The following is a 15,717-nucleotide window of genomic DNA, read 5'->3' as shown; positions in this document are numbered from 1 at the left end:
TATGAATCAGCCCTTCCAGATCTATTGTGTTCGAACGTCCATATAAGTCACGAGCTTCGCTGAGGACGCTGAGAATTGCTACAGGGAATTGTACTCAGTCTGTCTAAGAAGTTCGTCGAGAACACCGCGGGCTTGTTCAACGTCACCCGCCTGCGAAGTGAAGTCAAGTGGAAGCATTGACAGAGGTGAGCCCTCTACAATGACTCCCCACACGGCTGCCCCACTACCGACGTAGTCAGCGTACTTCGAGGGAAGGAATGGGTTAAGACTCAACGCTGTCCCCTCCGTGTTGGTGTCATTAACAACGAGAGCGTCGAAACGAGTGGAAACGTTAAGGAATTCGAGGTACGGCATATACCCGTTTATGCAAAGGCATTCCGCTGCGGGATGATTCCACAGTTGACGACGCAGCTTTTCGGGCGCCGCGGTAAAGATGTGAAGCCGGAACTGATTCCGCACCGGATGGTCTTGGAGCGCGGTTAGAACGTCACCGATTCCGCGGTTGGCGTAGAAGTTGCCAAAATAACCGATATTGATGCGATTCGCATCGAGGGCATAGTCCGCCTCCACGAGCTGATACATCTCTTTTGTCGGCTCTGCGTGGTGCCGAATCGTCGACTTAGCGCGCACGAACTCTTCGAGGCTGGTGGGATAATGCTCTAGCATGACCTGTTGCTGATTGGAATTAGTGAAGACGACTTCGTCGGCGTACAGCAGTGTTACTAATTCAGTCAGCTCAAAGTGAGTGGTATACGAGATATTCGGCCAATCGGACCGCGTGACCATCGTCTTAAGCTTGTGAGTAGTCAATCCTCTAGTGAGCTTTCCTAGCCGAGGCTTTCCGTCTACGCCAAGGCAGAGTGGATCAGAGAACTCCGCCTCCCATCGTGTCTCAGGGTGGTTGTCTTTAAAAAGAGCCGCAGCCACATGAGAACCAGACCAAAGAGCGCGCGAATACATCGAGTTATAGGGACCGTAGGCCTTCGCACGTTTGGCGGCTTTCTTCGCAGCTTGTCGCGCATAAGAACAGATAGCACCCCAGTGTGCAAAAGAAGCGACGACATCGAGCTCTTCAGCATGAACAAGGTAAGGATCGACGATGAGCTTTGTCGAATCATCGCGACCGCGCACGCGCCCCATACTTGCATAAAAGACGTCAACAAGCTTCGCATCATTCCGAATCACTTTTGCTGTCACGTTGGCCGACGTGTCTGCAAAGGGTGGGAAACAGTAGGAGAACACTAGTCGATTCGCTTTTTCGGAACGCAAACCGCCCCAAGGCAAACCAGAAACACCAATATCTACGGCAGTGTCGATGGCCCGCTGAACATCTGTGGGATGGGCGCGTAGGTAAGTCTCGAGGAATCCGAATTGGGCGTCCTCAAGCTTCTGAAGGGCCTGCTGCTTAGAGTCAACCTCACGGATTTCTCGGAGCTGTGCAATGCATTCGAGGCGCTGCGTTACGTTGAAATCAAAGCTCTCGGCTTGGCGCGACACAGAATCATGTCGGATGGTTCTCAAATACGATGAGCTACTTGGTTCTGCTGGAACGTTGAACACGAGTCCTGATTCTTCGAGCAAGTGCGCAAAGTAGGCGACGTCCTCACCCGATCGCAGCGATTCCTCATAGCGATAGCGTTGGGCCAGATCCGTGGGGAATACCTTGCAGGCGTTAAAGCCCAGCGCCCACGGCGCTCTCGCCACTGGAACGGTGGTTCCGCGAAGTGTTGATATACGCGCGTTGAGCGAATTCTCTTGAAGGGAACCATCATGTCCCTTATCGAGGATCGGCAGAAGCACACAAGCGCCATTGCGGGCATGCTCTAACCCCGTCTCAAGGAATCGAGGTTGAAGGGCGTCATCGTCATCGAGAAAGGTAACGAAACGGCGACCAGCACTTGCAATACCAAGGTTGCGGGCGCGGCCAGCGCCGGGGGCTTTGGTCCGTAGTACCCGTAGGTTGAGCTGCGGGAACTGATCTGCCAGATCCAGTTCTATATCTAGTGCTGCTGGCCCGTTGAAGACGACTAAGACCTCGAAGAGATCGGTGCTTAAGGTTTGATTCGAAAGCGAAGTGAGCGCCGCAGTCAGGCCCGAGCCTGCAGTGTTGGTTGAATCATTCGCATAGGAAGGAATGATGACGCTGATTCCTGGGAGATTGGTACTCATCGGATCTTCTCCAAAATTTTGTACAGCGACACCACCACAGAACTTGGTAGGAATTGCTTGACTGGCTTAGCCAAGGTTGCCACGCGTGAAATCACTAGTGCTCGGAGCGTCGGGGCATCGGGGGCTGGTCCCTGGTCGCGCGGGGCGAGATTGGACAGCGAAAGAGGCGCGGAAAGTCCCCGAAGAAAATCATCGGAGGGCCGGGACGTACCAACTGATTCCTCCACTCTGAGATGAATCCACCTTTCGGAAATATGCAATCCCGAGACGCCTAGCTCTTCGCTCACTACGTCATCGCTATCAACTAGGCCACGGAGGTTGTAAGCCGCTGAGCGTGGCGCCCAGTATTCGACTACTCCCCTATCCCCGATGAGCCGAGCAAGAATAGGAGTTGCTTGGGCAGCGGGAACGTCGGCAAGCACCACCGGCATATTAACCGCGTTATCCAGTTCCTCCTCGCTGAAGCAAAACACCACCGTCCCATGGCTAGCGGGTAAGGGATGGAGCTGCTCTGAGGAGCACAGGAGCACTGCATAATCGGTATCAGCGGGCTTGTAATCATCAAGCGATCCAATTCTCATCGGCACGTTGTCCTTGCCCAGCTAGTTCTTTTCCGAAACAACGCTCGTTACGATCTCCCGAATGACGTGCGGAACGGCTTCATCGCGTTGTTTGGCAACCCATTCACGTCCACGCGCGGATACGTGAAGCTTCGAGCGGTCCTCCATGAGGCTTATCCACATGTTTGCCAGAGCTTCTGGATCATCAGGTTCCACAACATGCCCGGCCTCAAGTTTCTCAACCAATGCGGCTGCTTCTCCTTGCACTACACCACTAATGTGGAGGCCAACCGACATCAACTCATAGGTCTTTGAAGGCACCGTGCGTGTTAGAGGCTCCCATGAAGTGAGATGGACCAGGGCTGTATCTGCCCAGTCATAAAACTCTTCTAGTCCCTCTGCAGGATAGCGATGCTCGATGGTGGCGTCAGCCCCAGTTTTTTGAATCAAGTCCCTAACAGCAAGCCACGCAGCGCCGTCACCAACGATGCGTAATCGCACCGTATAACCGCGATCCTGAGCAATTTTTACTGCTCTGACTGCATTATCGATGCGTTGTGCGCGCCCCACCGTGCCGGCGTAGAGGACATGCAGCTCATCCCGCTGTATTCTGCTCATATCCGCAGCGACATACTTGGTTTTTGGCGGAAACACATTACGGACGGTGCGGATAACGCGCCCACGACCGTCCCGCTTCGAAGGCAATGTGGCACCCAAATGCGTTGCTAGGTCCTTGGAGGTCGTGATGATTCCATTGGCATGGGTTAACGCGCGCATCATGGCCTTCTCAGTAAGAGCCGTCAAAACCTGGAAAGGGCCTTTGCTCAAGATCACCTCGCGAATCGAGCGTCTGCCCGTTCCGGAGTTCCAGTCGTCTTTCTCACGCAGAAGCTCCGGCCATGCGTCGCGAAGATCCACGATGTAGGGAGCTCCAAGATGCCGTGCGACCAGCATGGTGACCACCGATGTTGGAAGAGCAGGAACGGTGCCGATAACCAGATCAGGAGAAATCTCCTGAATTGGCTTCCGATGTGTCACTTGCATTGCCAGCATCGAAGTTGCGACTGAGGCTTGGTTTAGTATTCGGCGAGTTAACGTAGAACCAGCAGGGAAAAACCCTGAGCGGAAGATCCTCTCACCCGAGTTTCCTAGCTCAGCTCGGCGGCAGCCAAGGATGGCGTCTTTAGACAGCCACTGCTTCAAACGGATTTGACGTTGGTAGTGAGGTGGTGGCGCAATCACAGCCACCTCATGCCCAGCCTCGACGAGGATCTTTGTCAGCCACGACCATCGGCGTTGCGGCACGCCGTTCTCTGGGGCCCAATACTGGGAGAGGACTAGAATCCGCATCCTACGCCGTTCTTCCTAAGTGTCGACATCCTGCGCGGACCTACAGTTGGACCGCACAAGATGTTTCTTTAACGCCAAATACCCTTGGTATCAATAACAGTCTTGCCCTCCAGCACAGACTGATCGAGGTTAACGAACTCCTTGTGGTTAACGAGGAGGAGAACTACGTCAGCAGCCTCAATAGCTTCCTTCGTGTCCTGCTTTGTCAGGTTAGAAATGTTCGAAAGAACAGCGGGAAGCTCATCGACATTCGGCTCAACGACCCGGATATCGAGCTCTGGGTTATCCACACCGAGGCGCTTCACGATTTCCAAGGAAGGCGATTCACGCAGATCATCTATGTCGTTCTTAAAAGCAATACCAAGAGCCGCCACAACTGGCTTCTCTTTACCTTCTAGAGCCGTGACTACTTGCTCAATAACCCATTCCGGCTTGCCATCGTTGACATCACGTGCCAGCTTAATGAGCTTTGCTTCCTCTGGTGCCGCCGACACAATGAACCACGGGTCAACCGCGATGCAGTGTCCGCCAACGCCTGGCCCCGGCTGCAGGATGTTCACACGCGGGTGGTGGTTCGCTAGCTCAATGAGCTCCCAGACATCAATCCCCAGACGGTCGCAGATCAGGGATAGCTCATTAGCGAACGCAATGTTGACGTCACGGAAGGAGTTCTCCGTAAGCTTTGCCATCTCTGCGGTCGTGGCGTTGGTCATAAGAAGTTCTGCTGTACAGAAAGTTGCGTACAGATCACGAGCAAGCTCGGTGCCCTTGGGCGTCAAACCACCGATAACACGGTCATTGTTTTCCATTTCTTCCATGATCTGGCCCGGAAGAACTCGCTCTGGGCAGTGAGCTACGAAGATGGCGTTGTCATCTTCATCGTTAAGCGACAGATCCGGTCGCAGCTCAATGAGGTGCTTCGCCATATCCTCAGTAGTGCCCGGAGGGGAGGTCGACTCCAGAACGACAAGCGCGCCAGGACGAAGGTGCGGCGCAAGCGCCTCAGAAGCAGCACGAATGTACTTGGTATCTACCTTGTGATTGTCCTGGAAAGGTGTTGGCACGCAAACAATGTAAGCGTCAGCTTCAACCTGCTCAGCTTGTGCGACGAGGTTTCCTTCCTCCACCACCTTGGCCAGAAGTTCTTCGAACCCCGGCTCAAAGAACGGCACTTTGCCTTCATTAATAAGCTTGACGAAACGCTCATTGACGTCAATACCGACGACTTTGACACCCTTTGAGGCGATAAAAGCTGCCGTAGGCAGACCGATGTATCCGAGGCCTACAACGCAAACTTTGTCAAAGCTATTGGCAGCATTTTCCTGAGGCGTCATTCTTTACCTTTCTCGCTATTGTGCTCAGTCAACGGTAGCACGGGGAGACGTTAGACAAACGCGGGAGCCTCGCTAATAGAAAAATCGATGACAGGTTTTGTCTTCCCTCCGCTTAGTTTCCATGGATGGGGCTATGCCCGCTGCCTGCAAAATGCCTCATGGTGCCTCGGCACGATAAGCTGACGGACTATGGCTCTGACGAGAAACTACGCGCGTTACGGCGCTTCAACGACTTTTTTCGACTCTGTCGAGGAGTTTCTCAGCTCCACCGTGCCCGCCAGCTCTTCCGAGGAAGCCGAGGCGATTTCGATTCGCTACGGCGCTGCATTAATGGATGTGCTCGTTGAGGATCGCGGCGCCGATGTTACTATCGTGCTTTTTCACGCGGCCATCGACCCAGCGAAGACCTCTCTCCCAGTCTTCATTGGGAAGCAGATGGTCGAAGGCATTGATGCCAACTTGGTGTATATCTCCGATCCCTCGCTTGATCGGGGCGCAAGTATTGGGTGGTTCACAGGCGATGAGTCACGCCCATTTCAGGAGGACCTTACTTCGTGCCTATCGCATATCTTCGCCAGCTTCCATCCTGATGCACCTGTCGGGGAGCTGGGCAAGAAGGCAATCTTCTTCGGCGCATCAGCCGGCGGCTTTGCCGCGCTGTATTTCTCGCGCCGCTTCCCCGGTTCATTAGCCGTAGTGTCAAACCCTCAAACCCATATCGGGCGCTACCTTGAACCACAGGTAAAGGCGTATCGCAAGAAGTGCTGGAGCAGCCAAAAACTTTCCGAAACCACCATGACCTTTGACTTGGTTACTGAATACGGCAAGGGTTTCAACAATTACGTGGCTTACCTTCAAAACGAGGATGATGAGCTGCACTACACCCAGCATTACCTTCCATGGTCCCAGGCAGTAGCCGAGCGCCCGCAGCAGTGGAGGCTCCTCCTCGGTGATTGGGGCGAAGGCCATGCCCCTGCCCCACAAATGCTTCTCACCGGAATTCTCGGCTACGCAGCTTCACTAGCTGGCGATTGGGAGCGACTCTTCGAGGACGAAATGTTTGCCAGCTCAGACTTGGGCCGCCCTTAGTTGCGTAGCTTCTTGTTCAGCTGGTCCAAGCGCGCGATGATTTTATTAGCACGGTCTTCCCCAAGAACGCTGCGGACGTTCGCCACGATGCTCGTCCGATTCTGATAAACGCTGTCGATGGCCTGATCAACCAAGCCAAGCACGCCTTGGCTACGAGCTGATTCCCAATCCTCAGTGCTTACGAAGCGTGCTTTCCCGCCTCGCTGCTGCATGACGATCTTTGCGACCCAAACCTCCTTGGCGCGCTCACTCTGCGCCAGAATACGATAGCCGCGAAGGACGTAGCCGTGCTCCAAATGAAGGCTCACCAGGGTCCGAAAGGTTCCGCTCTCCGTGGGAACGTACGCGAAATGTCCGATGCTGGGGTTATTGGAGGCAGCAAACCCCTCGACTGTCTTATAGGAGGGGACGCGTCGCCCACGGGAATCCTCGATCCACAGGCTCACAAGGAGCTCATTATCAAGTTCCCACTCTGATTCTCCGTGGATGACAAAGCTGACATCCCCGCTGGCGGGCTGAAGCAGATAGTGCTGACCACTGCCAACGGTGTCATCAATGCTCAGCGGCGTGCTTGTACTCTGCATCTGCTTGGCCACCGTGGGAAAGGCTGCCTCAAGAGCAGCGACATCCGTAAATGGTGGGAACGCCGCCATGTTCTCCATGAGGCGTGCCATGACCACGCCTGGTTCATGGCGCATCGCGTTGTCCTGCCCCGCATGGATCGCGCGTAAGTAGCCCACCTGGGAAGCGTCCAGAATCACGGGCGCATAGCGATCTGACTTGTCGTGCGGCCCACTCTGAGGCTCCACAACGGTTCCGTCGTCCTTCACGGAGCAGATGGACATCAGTCCCATAGAGTTCATAGGTGTGTGGGCTTCACGCAGGTGGAAAAACTGACCACCCGCGTAAACCGCCTCAATGCCGAGCGGCATGCTGGCGAGCATGCCTTCAAACTCCGGCTTTATATAGGACGCAGTGGTTTGGAAGTAGTGGGCGGACAAGACGTCATCGTCGTCTAGGCGGTAGCGACCGAAAGTGCCCTTAAACCCAATTTTTTGGACGTAGCGGCGCACTGCAGTCCATCCACTATCACCATCAGGAAGCTCATCGAGGTGCAAGACATCAAACTTGTCCGCTGCCTCCTGCAGCTGCTCCTTGAACTTCTGCGGCAAGGACTGAGAGAAGGAAACAACGTGCTTCACATCGAAGCCTTCGGCGGCCTTCGCAAGTGTTGGCACGGTGTGATTGAGGAAAATGTCCGTGCGCAACGACAGGCGTGCATCGTCGTAGAGGTAGTCGCGGTACTCGTCTTCCGAGAACCCGGTCTGCTCGTTGCTCGCACGCCACGACGCCGAATCCGGAACGAAGAGACTAAAGCGAGTGTGTCCAACGAACATGAAGAAACCTCTACCTCTTCCCTACCGGTGTTACTTAATGACAGTCTAGCTTTGCTTGAAGACAGGACTGAAAGGTGCCACACTAAGCGCATATAAAAAGGGCGATGTGCAGGCGATTTGTGATATCTGGAGAAGACCTTATATAGTTACATCTCGTTGCACAGGGCAAGGCCACTTGCCCGGCAGCATACGCATAATCCTCCATAGCTCAGTTGGCAGAGCATTCGACTGTTAATCGAAGGGTCACTGGTTCGAGCCCAGTTGGAGGAGCAAATAAGCCGCCTGTCACCAGGCGGCTTTTTGCTTTAAAAGGGTTAAGGGTCAAAATGTGTGTCTGGCTCGGCGTGTCGCTGGGGCTAGATTTGGGTTAAGGTTATAAGGGACATTTCGTGTGTGCCTAGGATCGTTTTTTCGCCGGTCTCCCTGCCGTTTGGGCTCTCTTTTCTATTTAGTGCCCCCTTTCAATCCCTATGGAAAATAGGCATTGGCCTGCCGCCACTCGAAAACGGACACGTCAAAGATCAGGCCTGTCAAGTCCATTCGGTTGGGATAGCACTGTCACAAAAGACTAGCCTGCATGGCTCTTAGACAACTCGGTCCTGACCTCTTTAAATGAATTCGGCTTTGGCTAGTTACCTTTGCCCGAAACATACTGACCGCGTTCCATAGCGAGACACTAGGGGGTACATCTGTGCCCACACAACTACTCCGGCATTTTCTAGGACCCGCTCCGCGTGGCGTCGGGGGGGGCGCCTTCGACGCGATTGGCATCAGAATTGATCCCCATTTCTACCGGTCGGCTGTTGATGCCCAGTACTCCGAACCTAAGGCGATATAGGATTGCTGAAGCTACGGCACAATACTATCCTTCCCTTCCCTGCAAAGAACATGCAGCCTACGGGCTTTGGACACCCATTTTGAAGCCAGACCCCGGCTGCTCTTCTATATGTGACGTGATAACATGCGGCATAACATTATTACGCGTTTTTCACTGGGAACTCGACTGATTTCGAAGCCAATCAGCTCTGCGCCTCTGCCGAAGGCAAGCTGATATTTGACAACAGTAGCGCGGATTATTTGATCCCTGTTTCCATTGAATCCAGTTAGGAAAGCTGAGACATTATGCAATCAAACGGCAAGCTGACATATCTCACGGCTCTTATAGCGCACTTCATCTGTGCACTTGCGGGAGCCATCCTCGCTTTTGCTCAGCATCTGGAAACTGGTATTGGCTTCATCGCTATCGCCCTGGCGTTAGTGCCCGTCATCGGACATCTGCGTATGCGTCGACAGCTTTCAGCCACGCGCACACTCATTTCCCATGAGCTTCCGGTTAGCGCCACTACCCAGGCACAGCACTTGCAACAAATTGAATGTGCACTGGAATCAACTCAATCATTAATCAACACTCTCGAATCTGCGCAAACGCGACAAGACCAAGTCACAACTGAAACGAAGGCTGAGCTTCAGGAGCTCGCCCAACACGCAATAGCAGTTCACCGCGAAGCACGGCTGGCCCGCCTTCTGAATGAAACAACCCGTAAAGAGCTCTCCCACTAAAGCACTCCCTATGCAAGAATCCTTGAACTACAGTGACGCCCTCCTACCCCAACCGACTTCGGTTTTTATCCAATCCCAGCTGAATAACACCGCGCAAAGCACTGAGGGGGCATTCTCAGCTCCAATTTACAAAGGCGGGATTACCTACGGGAATGTCGGTGAAATTGTCGATCGCCTCAATCAGTCGTTTGCTTCTGCAACAAGCCTAAAAAACAAGCGCCTCGTCCAACAGGCCAAGAAAAATATTATTAAACGTGCAATCGCCGATGTTTCCCATTCCCCCGAAAAGCGCAAAACTCTTTCCGATATCCTTCAAGCAAAACCTAACCGGGGCATCCCTTGGCGTGAAGTCATCCCTGAGGCTAAAGGAATAGCCTTTCTCTATAATTTTTCACCATTTCAAGATACCGGAGCAACAGTCGCTTCAAAGCGCATACGCAACTTTGAGATAACCTTTGATGTTGTTTCCTGCTCCTTTCTGCATCGAAAAAAACAGGATCTCTCCGTTGAGTGCATTGCTGAACCGTACATAGCATCAAAGCATTTTCTCCCTATCGCTCCCTCATGGGCATCATGGGAACCGTTTAAAACTTTCGCGATTAAGGCATGCGACTACGCAGAGAAAAAAGTTTCCGCTGGCGCGTCGTACGATGTACTGTACTCGCGGGCAATGTGGGCCCCCAGCATGTTTGCAGCCAAGCTATTCAAAGAGAATCACCCAGAGCTTCATTGGATCGCAGAGTTCTCAGATCCCATGTCCCTTGACGTCGAGGGATTGCCACGCGGTGGAAAGGTTCCGAAGGACGACTTGTCAGACAAGTTCATCCAAGAGCTAGAACAGGAGTACCCCGAACTTAGTTGCTTGGAGTTCTCTATCTTCTCCCTCGCGGAACACTTGGTGTACGCCTTCGCGGACGAAATTATGTTCACAAATTCGAACCAGATGAAGGAGATGGTCAGCCGGATTTCATGTGAAACCCTGCGAGATAGAGTCGTAGAAAGAGCAGTCGTTTCGAATCATCCAACGCTACCGCGCACATATTACCTTCGTGAGGACTCGGGTTACGAAGTCGACGAAGCTAAGCTGAACCTTGGCTACTTTGGTGAGTTCTATTCCAGTCGAAGCATCACCGAAGTGACTTCGGCAATACGAACGCTTCCCGCGAAGCTTCGGGAGCGCGTACACCTTCATGTGTTTACGAACTTCATTCCGACGGGCCCTGGCAACCAACGTCCAAGAAATATGTCGAGAAAACAACACGAAAGCTATGTCCGCCGCGCGTACGAAGGTGTTGGTGCGGAGGGAATTGAAGACCAAGTCTCATTCAACGCGTCGCTGCCCTACCTAAAGTTTTTGGCAACAACTGAAAAACTCGACTACTTAATCGTCAACGACGCGAAAACCGGAGCTCATCATAGTGTTAACCCTTTTCTTCCCTCTAAATGGAGCGACTACGCTGGATCCTCTGCCAAGAGCTGGGGGTTCGTTGAACCAAATTCAATTTTGGCGTCTAAGCCGGTGACGGTTAAGTCACCGGTAGGAGATGCGCTCAATGCCCGAGTAGTGCTATGGGATTTAGTCGAGCAAAAGTTTCCCGACCTTGCGAGCGATTTAAATGGCTAATCAACCGAACAAGAATTTAGCAGCCCTTCTAGAGTCCTTAGGCAGAGCATCCACCCCCCAAGTAAAGCCAAACCAATTTGGTCTTTCCGCTGCGAGTTTTCTTGGGGCCGCGATGTTCCCGAGCGAGCCTGACTCTACTTTGTTACTCGGAACACAAGAAACGCTCAGCACCTGGCCACGAAACAATAACGTCGTTCTAGCTGTACCTGGGCTAATCAAGGAGCAAATCGTCGACCAAAAATTTAGTCGACTCGTGATCGATGAATCTGCGTTCCATCGTGGCCCTTGGATTGGGACTGACTCTGGTGGGCAAAGCCATCTCGCGTCTGAGCTCTTCGAAGCTGGCCGAATAGCTCGTGGTACTGGCCGAGCTGTCTATTTTGTACCGACCCCATCTAGTGGACCTAAATTTGATAGCGCTTATATACGGTCAACTTGCACGGTAGATTTCTCGAATATTCCGGCAGAAGATCTGGAAGAAGGCGCCCCACAATCTGAAGTATGGGATTTTCTTTTGAAGTTGGTAGCCGATCGATACGGGATGAAATAATGACTACACAAAACCTGCGCGCTTTGGTCGCATTAGATCTAGATACTTCTAATGTTCTCAATCGGGCTTGGGCGAAGGGCCTTCTTTCTTTCTTTCACTCCGGCGGAGTAAGCATCGACTTTCTTTCTAGGAACCCTGAACTTGGGGATTTTGAAGAGAGCATCGCCCCGCTCTGCGAGAGCGTTATTCCCGCACATCTCCATGTAGACGCCGATTCCATGGATAGGCACGGTGTTGCCCCACGCTATCGAGCTCGACAGGTCGTTGCTCTGGCAAATACCGACGACTATGATTTTGTTCTTGTTCAGGGCCTGTGGCTCGGCAGATACGTTGCAGGGGGAAAATCTCTGCAGACAAAGCTTTGGACAATTTGCGACGATTTCCCTTACTTAGACTCAACCCTGTCCCCCAAAGAACTCCAACATATTGAGGTAATAGCTACAGGCTCCAAGCTCCTCCTCACTGGAAGCTCAAACCGACGGAGCAAAATTGAGTCGATGACTCCGAAGGCCACATCTAAGACCCGTCTTATCCCAGCGTTTCATCTCGGCCTCGAACTCCATGATCCACTAGATAACCCACCTACCGCCCCTGCTGGCATCATTTTTGACACTGTTGTTGGTTTAGACGCTCTATCCTCGATTGACTTCCGCTCAATCGCTTACGAAGCGATGCCTCTAAAGCAACCGCCCCGCGTCACACTGGCAAGTGTTAATGATCCTAGGTCTCCTGAATTACAGGAGACCCTAAGGACCACGGGTCTGATAGACTACCCCGGTCTCCAGCTATGTGCCGAACCTGCAGTTTCCTGCGATTTTGTCGGGGACTCCACTTTGTTGCTGACGCCATCAGGATTGAATAATCCTGCATCTAGTTATTTCGCGCAGCTTTCAAAGACGATGGGATTGACGCAATGGTGGCCTAAATCTCCTGAGCCGAAGCTTTCCGATTTGTACGCTCCGTCATCCCCTACAAAATCAAATAAGCCCGATTTTGACTCCGCACCTTGGCGCGAAGTCTTCAAAAATGACATTGCGGACTACACTCGTGTTCCCCGCAAAGAACAACCAACGAAGGTTTTGTTGGCAGGAGCTGACTTCAAGTTTGCAGGCGATTTAGTCGATTCACTTATCCAGCGCGCCGATATCGACCTTCGTGTCGATTTGTTTGAAGCTAACGCCAAACCCCAGCCAGAAAAGAGCCGCGAACTACTTCCTTGGGCGGACGTCGTAATTGCAGAATTCGCGTCATACAATGCGATTTGGTACTCACAAAATTTGCTTCCGCATCAAAAGCTGATCGTACATCTCCACGGCTATGAACTCTTACAGCCTTGGATCGACGAGTTAGTATTGGAGAACTGCGACAAGATCGTCTTCGCTTCAAATTTCTACATGCAAAAGGCCATCGACATGAAAGGATGGCCGAAAGAAAAACTCCATGTGATTTCTAATTCAGTAAACTTCGCCGATTTGGACAGGACCAAGTTCAGCGAAGCTCGGTTCCACATTGGTTTAATCGGTATCGTTCCAATTCTTAAGCGTCCAGATCGCGCAATTTCGCTGTTAACTAAACTCCTTTCAAGCGATAGCCGATACGTCTTACACATTAAAGGACACATCCCTTGGGATTATGCGTGGGAGTGGAAAAAGGCAGCTCACCAAGACTCCTACCGGGCGTTCTATGCCTCTATCGCTAACAATCCTGACATTTTCTCTCGAATCATTTTCGAGCCGTTTTCGCCGGATATCGGTAACTGGATGCAAAAGATTGGGTGGATGCTGTCGCCTTCCTACCGCGAGACCTTTCACCTCTCCGCAATTGAGGGTGCTGCATCAGGAGCTATTCCGCTTGCATGGAATAGAGAAGGCTCGGAAGAAATCATCGGTGCGGATTACAATTTTGCTGACACAGATTCAGTTGCAGAGTTCATCATCTCTACCAACCGTTCCCCAGAAGCCTACGCTCTTGCATCCGCGGAGGCTAAGGAATCAGTTAAACGCTATGACATCCCAGAGGTCAGAGCTAAATGGTTGAATCTGATCTTTAGTCTCGCCTCGGAGAAAACCTCTTTCTCTGAGAGAGAAATAGCGGTGCCACCGCATGAACAGCGAGTAATTGACGAAGTTTTCAACGCCGCACACCACCGAGACTTCGACGGGGCACTCGCAATTCTTGACGACAATATCCCAATCACACGCGACTCTACTTCCCCGTTAAAACATGTTGAAATGTACTTTCGCGGTCTTTTAGCGCTCGATGAGTCACGTTTTAATCGTTTCCTCCCTACAACAGCGAACGGTACCGAGTTCCCGCAAGCACCACAGCTCCTTTTGGTTCGTGAACCGGGACCGGCACCTGAACCCGCAATACGATCTGGGTTGGTTCGGTATGAGACACTCATCGATGTTTCAACTTTTCCAGCCGCTGAGCAAGCACGAGAAGCAGCATTACAACTAGCTGACGCCGATGCCATCTCTCTGTCGTCCCGACTGCATATTCCCCGCCAGATTCGCTTTGATCGTGGGATCCATTTTGCTAAATCACAGATCGTTCTCGATGCAGTTCAACAAAAGTTGACTGCAATCGTGGCGATGGGGCCTTGGTGGATCGCCCTCCCCGCACTTCTTGCAGCAGATCAACTCGGTCTGAAATGCGCATGGATTATTAATGATGCTGGAGTTTGGGATGATATCGAACTAGCAAAGGACCAAGACCAAACAAACAACTACATCGCACACACGGTTAAAAGTCTTTTTTACCGTGCAGATGTACGCCTCGCGACAGAGTCGTCTCTAACCGCCGATGCTCCAATCGAGGACATCAGCGCATGCATCACGACGGGCAAACCACATTCATCCGGTATTCGTTCTCTTTCCTGGAATCAATTGCCTGAGTTTCTAACCGATTCCTCAAGCTCGAGTTCATCGATTCCTGAACTAGGGGAGCTCGAGACGACGAGTACTGACGTTTCTATTTTTGTGATTTCCAGTTCCTCATTCTTTTCCCACGTTCAAGAGCTATATCCCAACGCTAAACGCCTTGAACCTGAAGATCTTCTAAAACCGGTGTCCCCCCTCAGTGATGCTGTCTTCGTTCACGATTCTGTTTTTGAAGAAGACGATTGGAAAGAATCTCTTACCCCAGTAGAGCCCGGACAATCCATCGCGATCAACAGCTTTTTTGATAAGTGCCGTGTGTCAGGTGTACCGTCCATTTTCATTCATAGCGATGATAGCGCCATTAATTATGAGGAGATCAATGTCGCCCGAAAAGCAGACAACGTCTGTTCCCCTCGCCCAGACAATATTACTGAGCTGTTGAAACTTCACCCTATCTCCGTAAAGAGCGTTCATCCCTGGATGGAAGCCGCCAGCCTAGATCTCGCACTTAGTTCTGTGCTTCGGGGCGCTGGGGTTCCGGTAAAGGGTGTGTACGACCTATTAATAAACAATGAAAGCGTTTTAGATGGTTTATCTGAACCGCAAACTTCACAAGAACTCGACACGCAAAGTCAATTCGTTCCGCTTTTTGATAGCGAAAATGACTCCATTACGGTGTATTTTCCGAGCAGTCAGGAACCGTATGCCCATGATTTTCTTAAGACGCAAGGACTGCCGGTTAACTGGGTAATTCTCAAGCCAGTTTCTGATTCGGATGTCGCCACTTCAGCAGAGCTCAATTCTATGGTTCTGCAGGCCGCATTGGCTTCTGACTCAAAAGGGTACGTATGCGCCCTTAGCTCCTTGCAGGATGCTCCGGTTCATACTCTGCGCAGGCTCTGGGCTAATGCATCCCCCGAGGTTATCGTTAGACTTCTCTGCATTGGACACGATCCACTGGATTCGGCGGAAAATGTTCCATCCATAATGCTAGGTGATTTGTTTGTACCCGGAAATGTTAGGGTAAGCGCTGAGAATAAAGCAACGTTGCGATTAGTAGATGAATACTGAAGTTGAGGTTTTCCTGTCGCCAAAAATCTTAGCCAACGATTCGCGGTTGTCTGATCATTCTGCCTGGGATGACTAGGCAACCATTCCATGCAAGCCCCTAATTACTTTTACTCCTTGACCGTTGAGACTGG

At 52.0% G+C, this 15,717-nt stretch carries 9 protein-coding genes and 1 tRNA gene; 5 read left to right on the top strand and 5 right to left on the bottom strand.

The features are described from left to right. Positions 1 to 78: 78 nt before the first annotated feature. The 4 genes from HWX44_RS05570 to wecC form a co-directional block, all read right to left on the bottom strand. The gene (locus tag HWX44_RS05570) at positions 79 to 2,169 is read right to left on the bottom strand and encodes a glycosyltransferase (RefSeq protein WP_175973556.1); all 2,091 of its coding nucleotides are present in this window, start codon (positions 2,167 to 2,169) and stop codon (positions 79 to 81) included. After that, positions 2,166 to 2,750 (bottom strand): hypothetical protein, encoded by a 585-nt coding sequence (locus HWX44_RS05565; protein ID WP_046647526.1) that lies wholly within the window; start codon positions 2,748 to 2,750, stop codon positions 2,166 to 2,168. Before HWX44_RS05565 ends, HWX44_RS05570 begins: the two co-directional genes overlap by 4 nt. Before the next feature lie 21 nt (positions 2,751 to 2,771). After that, positions 2,772 to 4,079: a glycosyltransferase family 4 protein gene (locus HWX44_RS05560; RefSeq protein WP_046647525.1), complete on the bottom strand. Its 1,308-nt coding sequence runs from the start codon at positions 4,077 to 4,079 to the stop codon at positions 2,772 to 2,774. A gap of 68 nt (positions 4,080 to 4,147) precedes the next feature. After that, complete coding sequence (gene wecC / locus HWX44_RS05555; protein WP_046647524.1) at positions 4,148 to 5,413, bottom strand: UDP-N-acetyl-D-mannosamine dehydrogenase; 1,266 nt, start codon at positions 5,411 to 5,413, stop codon at positions 4,148 to 4,150. Between the two features lie 189 nt (positions 5,414 to 5,602). On the opposite strand from wecC, the gene HWX44_RS05550 reads away from it, so the two are divergent. Beyond that, complete coding sequence (locus HWX44_RS05550; RefSeq protein WP_046647523.1) at positions 5,603 to 6,502, top strand: hypothetical protein; 900 nt, start codon at positions 5,603 to 5,605, stop codon at positions 6,500 to 6,502. Here HWX44_RS05550 and HWX44_RS05545 read toward each other — a convergent pair. Further along, positions 6,499 to 7,899: a glycosyltransferase gene (locus HWX44_RS05545; RefSeq protein WP_046647521.1), complete on the bottom strand. Its 1,401-nt coding sequence runs from the start codon at positions 7,897 to 7,899 to the stop codon at positions 6,499 to 6,501. The genes HWX44_RS05550 and HWX44_RS05545 overlap by 4 nt on opposite strands. Before the next feature lie 197 nt (positions 7,900 to 8,096). On the opposite strand from HWX44_RS05545, the gene HWX44_RS05540 reads away from it, so the two are divergent. The 4 genes from HWX44_RS05540 (at position 8,097) to HWX44_RS05525 (ending at position 15,586) form a co-directional block, all read left to right on the top strand. Beyond that, positions 8,097 to 8,169, top strand: a tRNA-Asn gene (locus tag HWX44_RS05540). Between the two features lie 852 nt (positions 8,170 to 9,021). Continuing rightward, entirely contained in the window at positions 9,022 to 9,459 is a 438-nt protein-coding gene (locus HWX44_RS05535; RefSeq protein WP_046647520.1) for a hypothetical protein, read from the top strand. Positions 9,460 to 9,469: 10 nt separating this feature from the next. After that, positions 9,470 to 11,083, top strand: a complete 1,614-nt coding sequence (locus tag HWX44_RS05530) for a hypothetical protein (RefSeq protein ID WP_175973554.1) — start codon at positions 9,470 to 9,472, stop codon at positions 11,081 to 11,083. A gap of 501 nt (positions 11,084 to 11,584) precedes the next feature. Then, positions 11,585 to 15,586, top strand: coding sequence for a glycosyltransferase family 4 protein (locus HWX44_RS05525; RefSeq protein ID WP_175973552.1), 4,002 nt, complete (start codon positions 11,585 to 11,587; stop codon positions 15,584 to 15,586). The last annotated feature ends 131 nt before the right edge of the window (positions 15,587 to 15,717 follow it).

This window comes from Corynebacterium sp. Marseille-Q2823, assembly GCF_903645345.1.
GTDB lineage: Bacteria > Actinomycetota > Actinomycetes > Mycobacteriales > Mycobacteriaceae > Corynebacterium > Corynebacterium hiratae.
The sequence above is the reverse complement of the archived record's forward strand: the minus strand, read 5'-3'. Positions and strand labels throughout refer to the sequence as shown.

Bases quoted from the DNA above. Each gene is read 5' to 3' on its own strand.
- HWX44_RS05570 (WP_175973556.1), bottom strand. From the start codon at position 2,169: ATGAGTACCAATCTCCCAGGAATCAGCGTCATCATTCCTTCCTATGCG.
- HWX44_RS05565 (WP_046647526.1), bottom strand. From the start codon at position 2,750: ATGAGAATTGGATCGCTTGATGATTACAAGCCCGCTGATACCGATTAT.
- HWX44_RS05560 (WP_046647525.1), bottom strand. From the start codon at position 4,079: ATGCGGATTCTAGTCCTCTCCCAGTATTGGGCCCCAGAGAACGGCGTG.
- wecC (WP_046647524.1), bottom strand. From the start codon at position 5,413: ATGACGCCTCAGGAAAATGCTGCCAATAGCTTTGACAAAGTTTGCGTT.
- HWX44_RS05550 (WP_046647523.1), top strand. From the start codon at position 5,603: ATGGCTCTGACGAGAAACTACGCGCGTTACGGCGCTTCAACGACTTTT.
- HWX44_RS05545 (WP_046647521.1), bottom strand. From the start codon at position 7,899: ATGTTCGTTGGACACACTCGCTTTAGTCTCTTCGTTCCGGATTCGGCG.
- HWX44_RS05535 (WP_046647520.1), top strand. From the start codon at position 9,022: ATGCAATCAAACGGCAAGCTGACATATCTCACGGCTCTTATAGCGCAC.
- HWX44_RS05530 (WP_175973554.1), top strand. From the start codon at position 9,470: ATGCAAGAATCCTTGAACTACAGTGACGCCCTCCTACCCCAACCGACT.
- HWX44_RS05525 (WP_175973552.1), top strand. From the start codon at position 11,585: ATGGGATTTTCTTTTGAAGTTGGTAGCCGATCGATACGGGATGAAATA.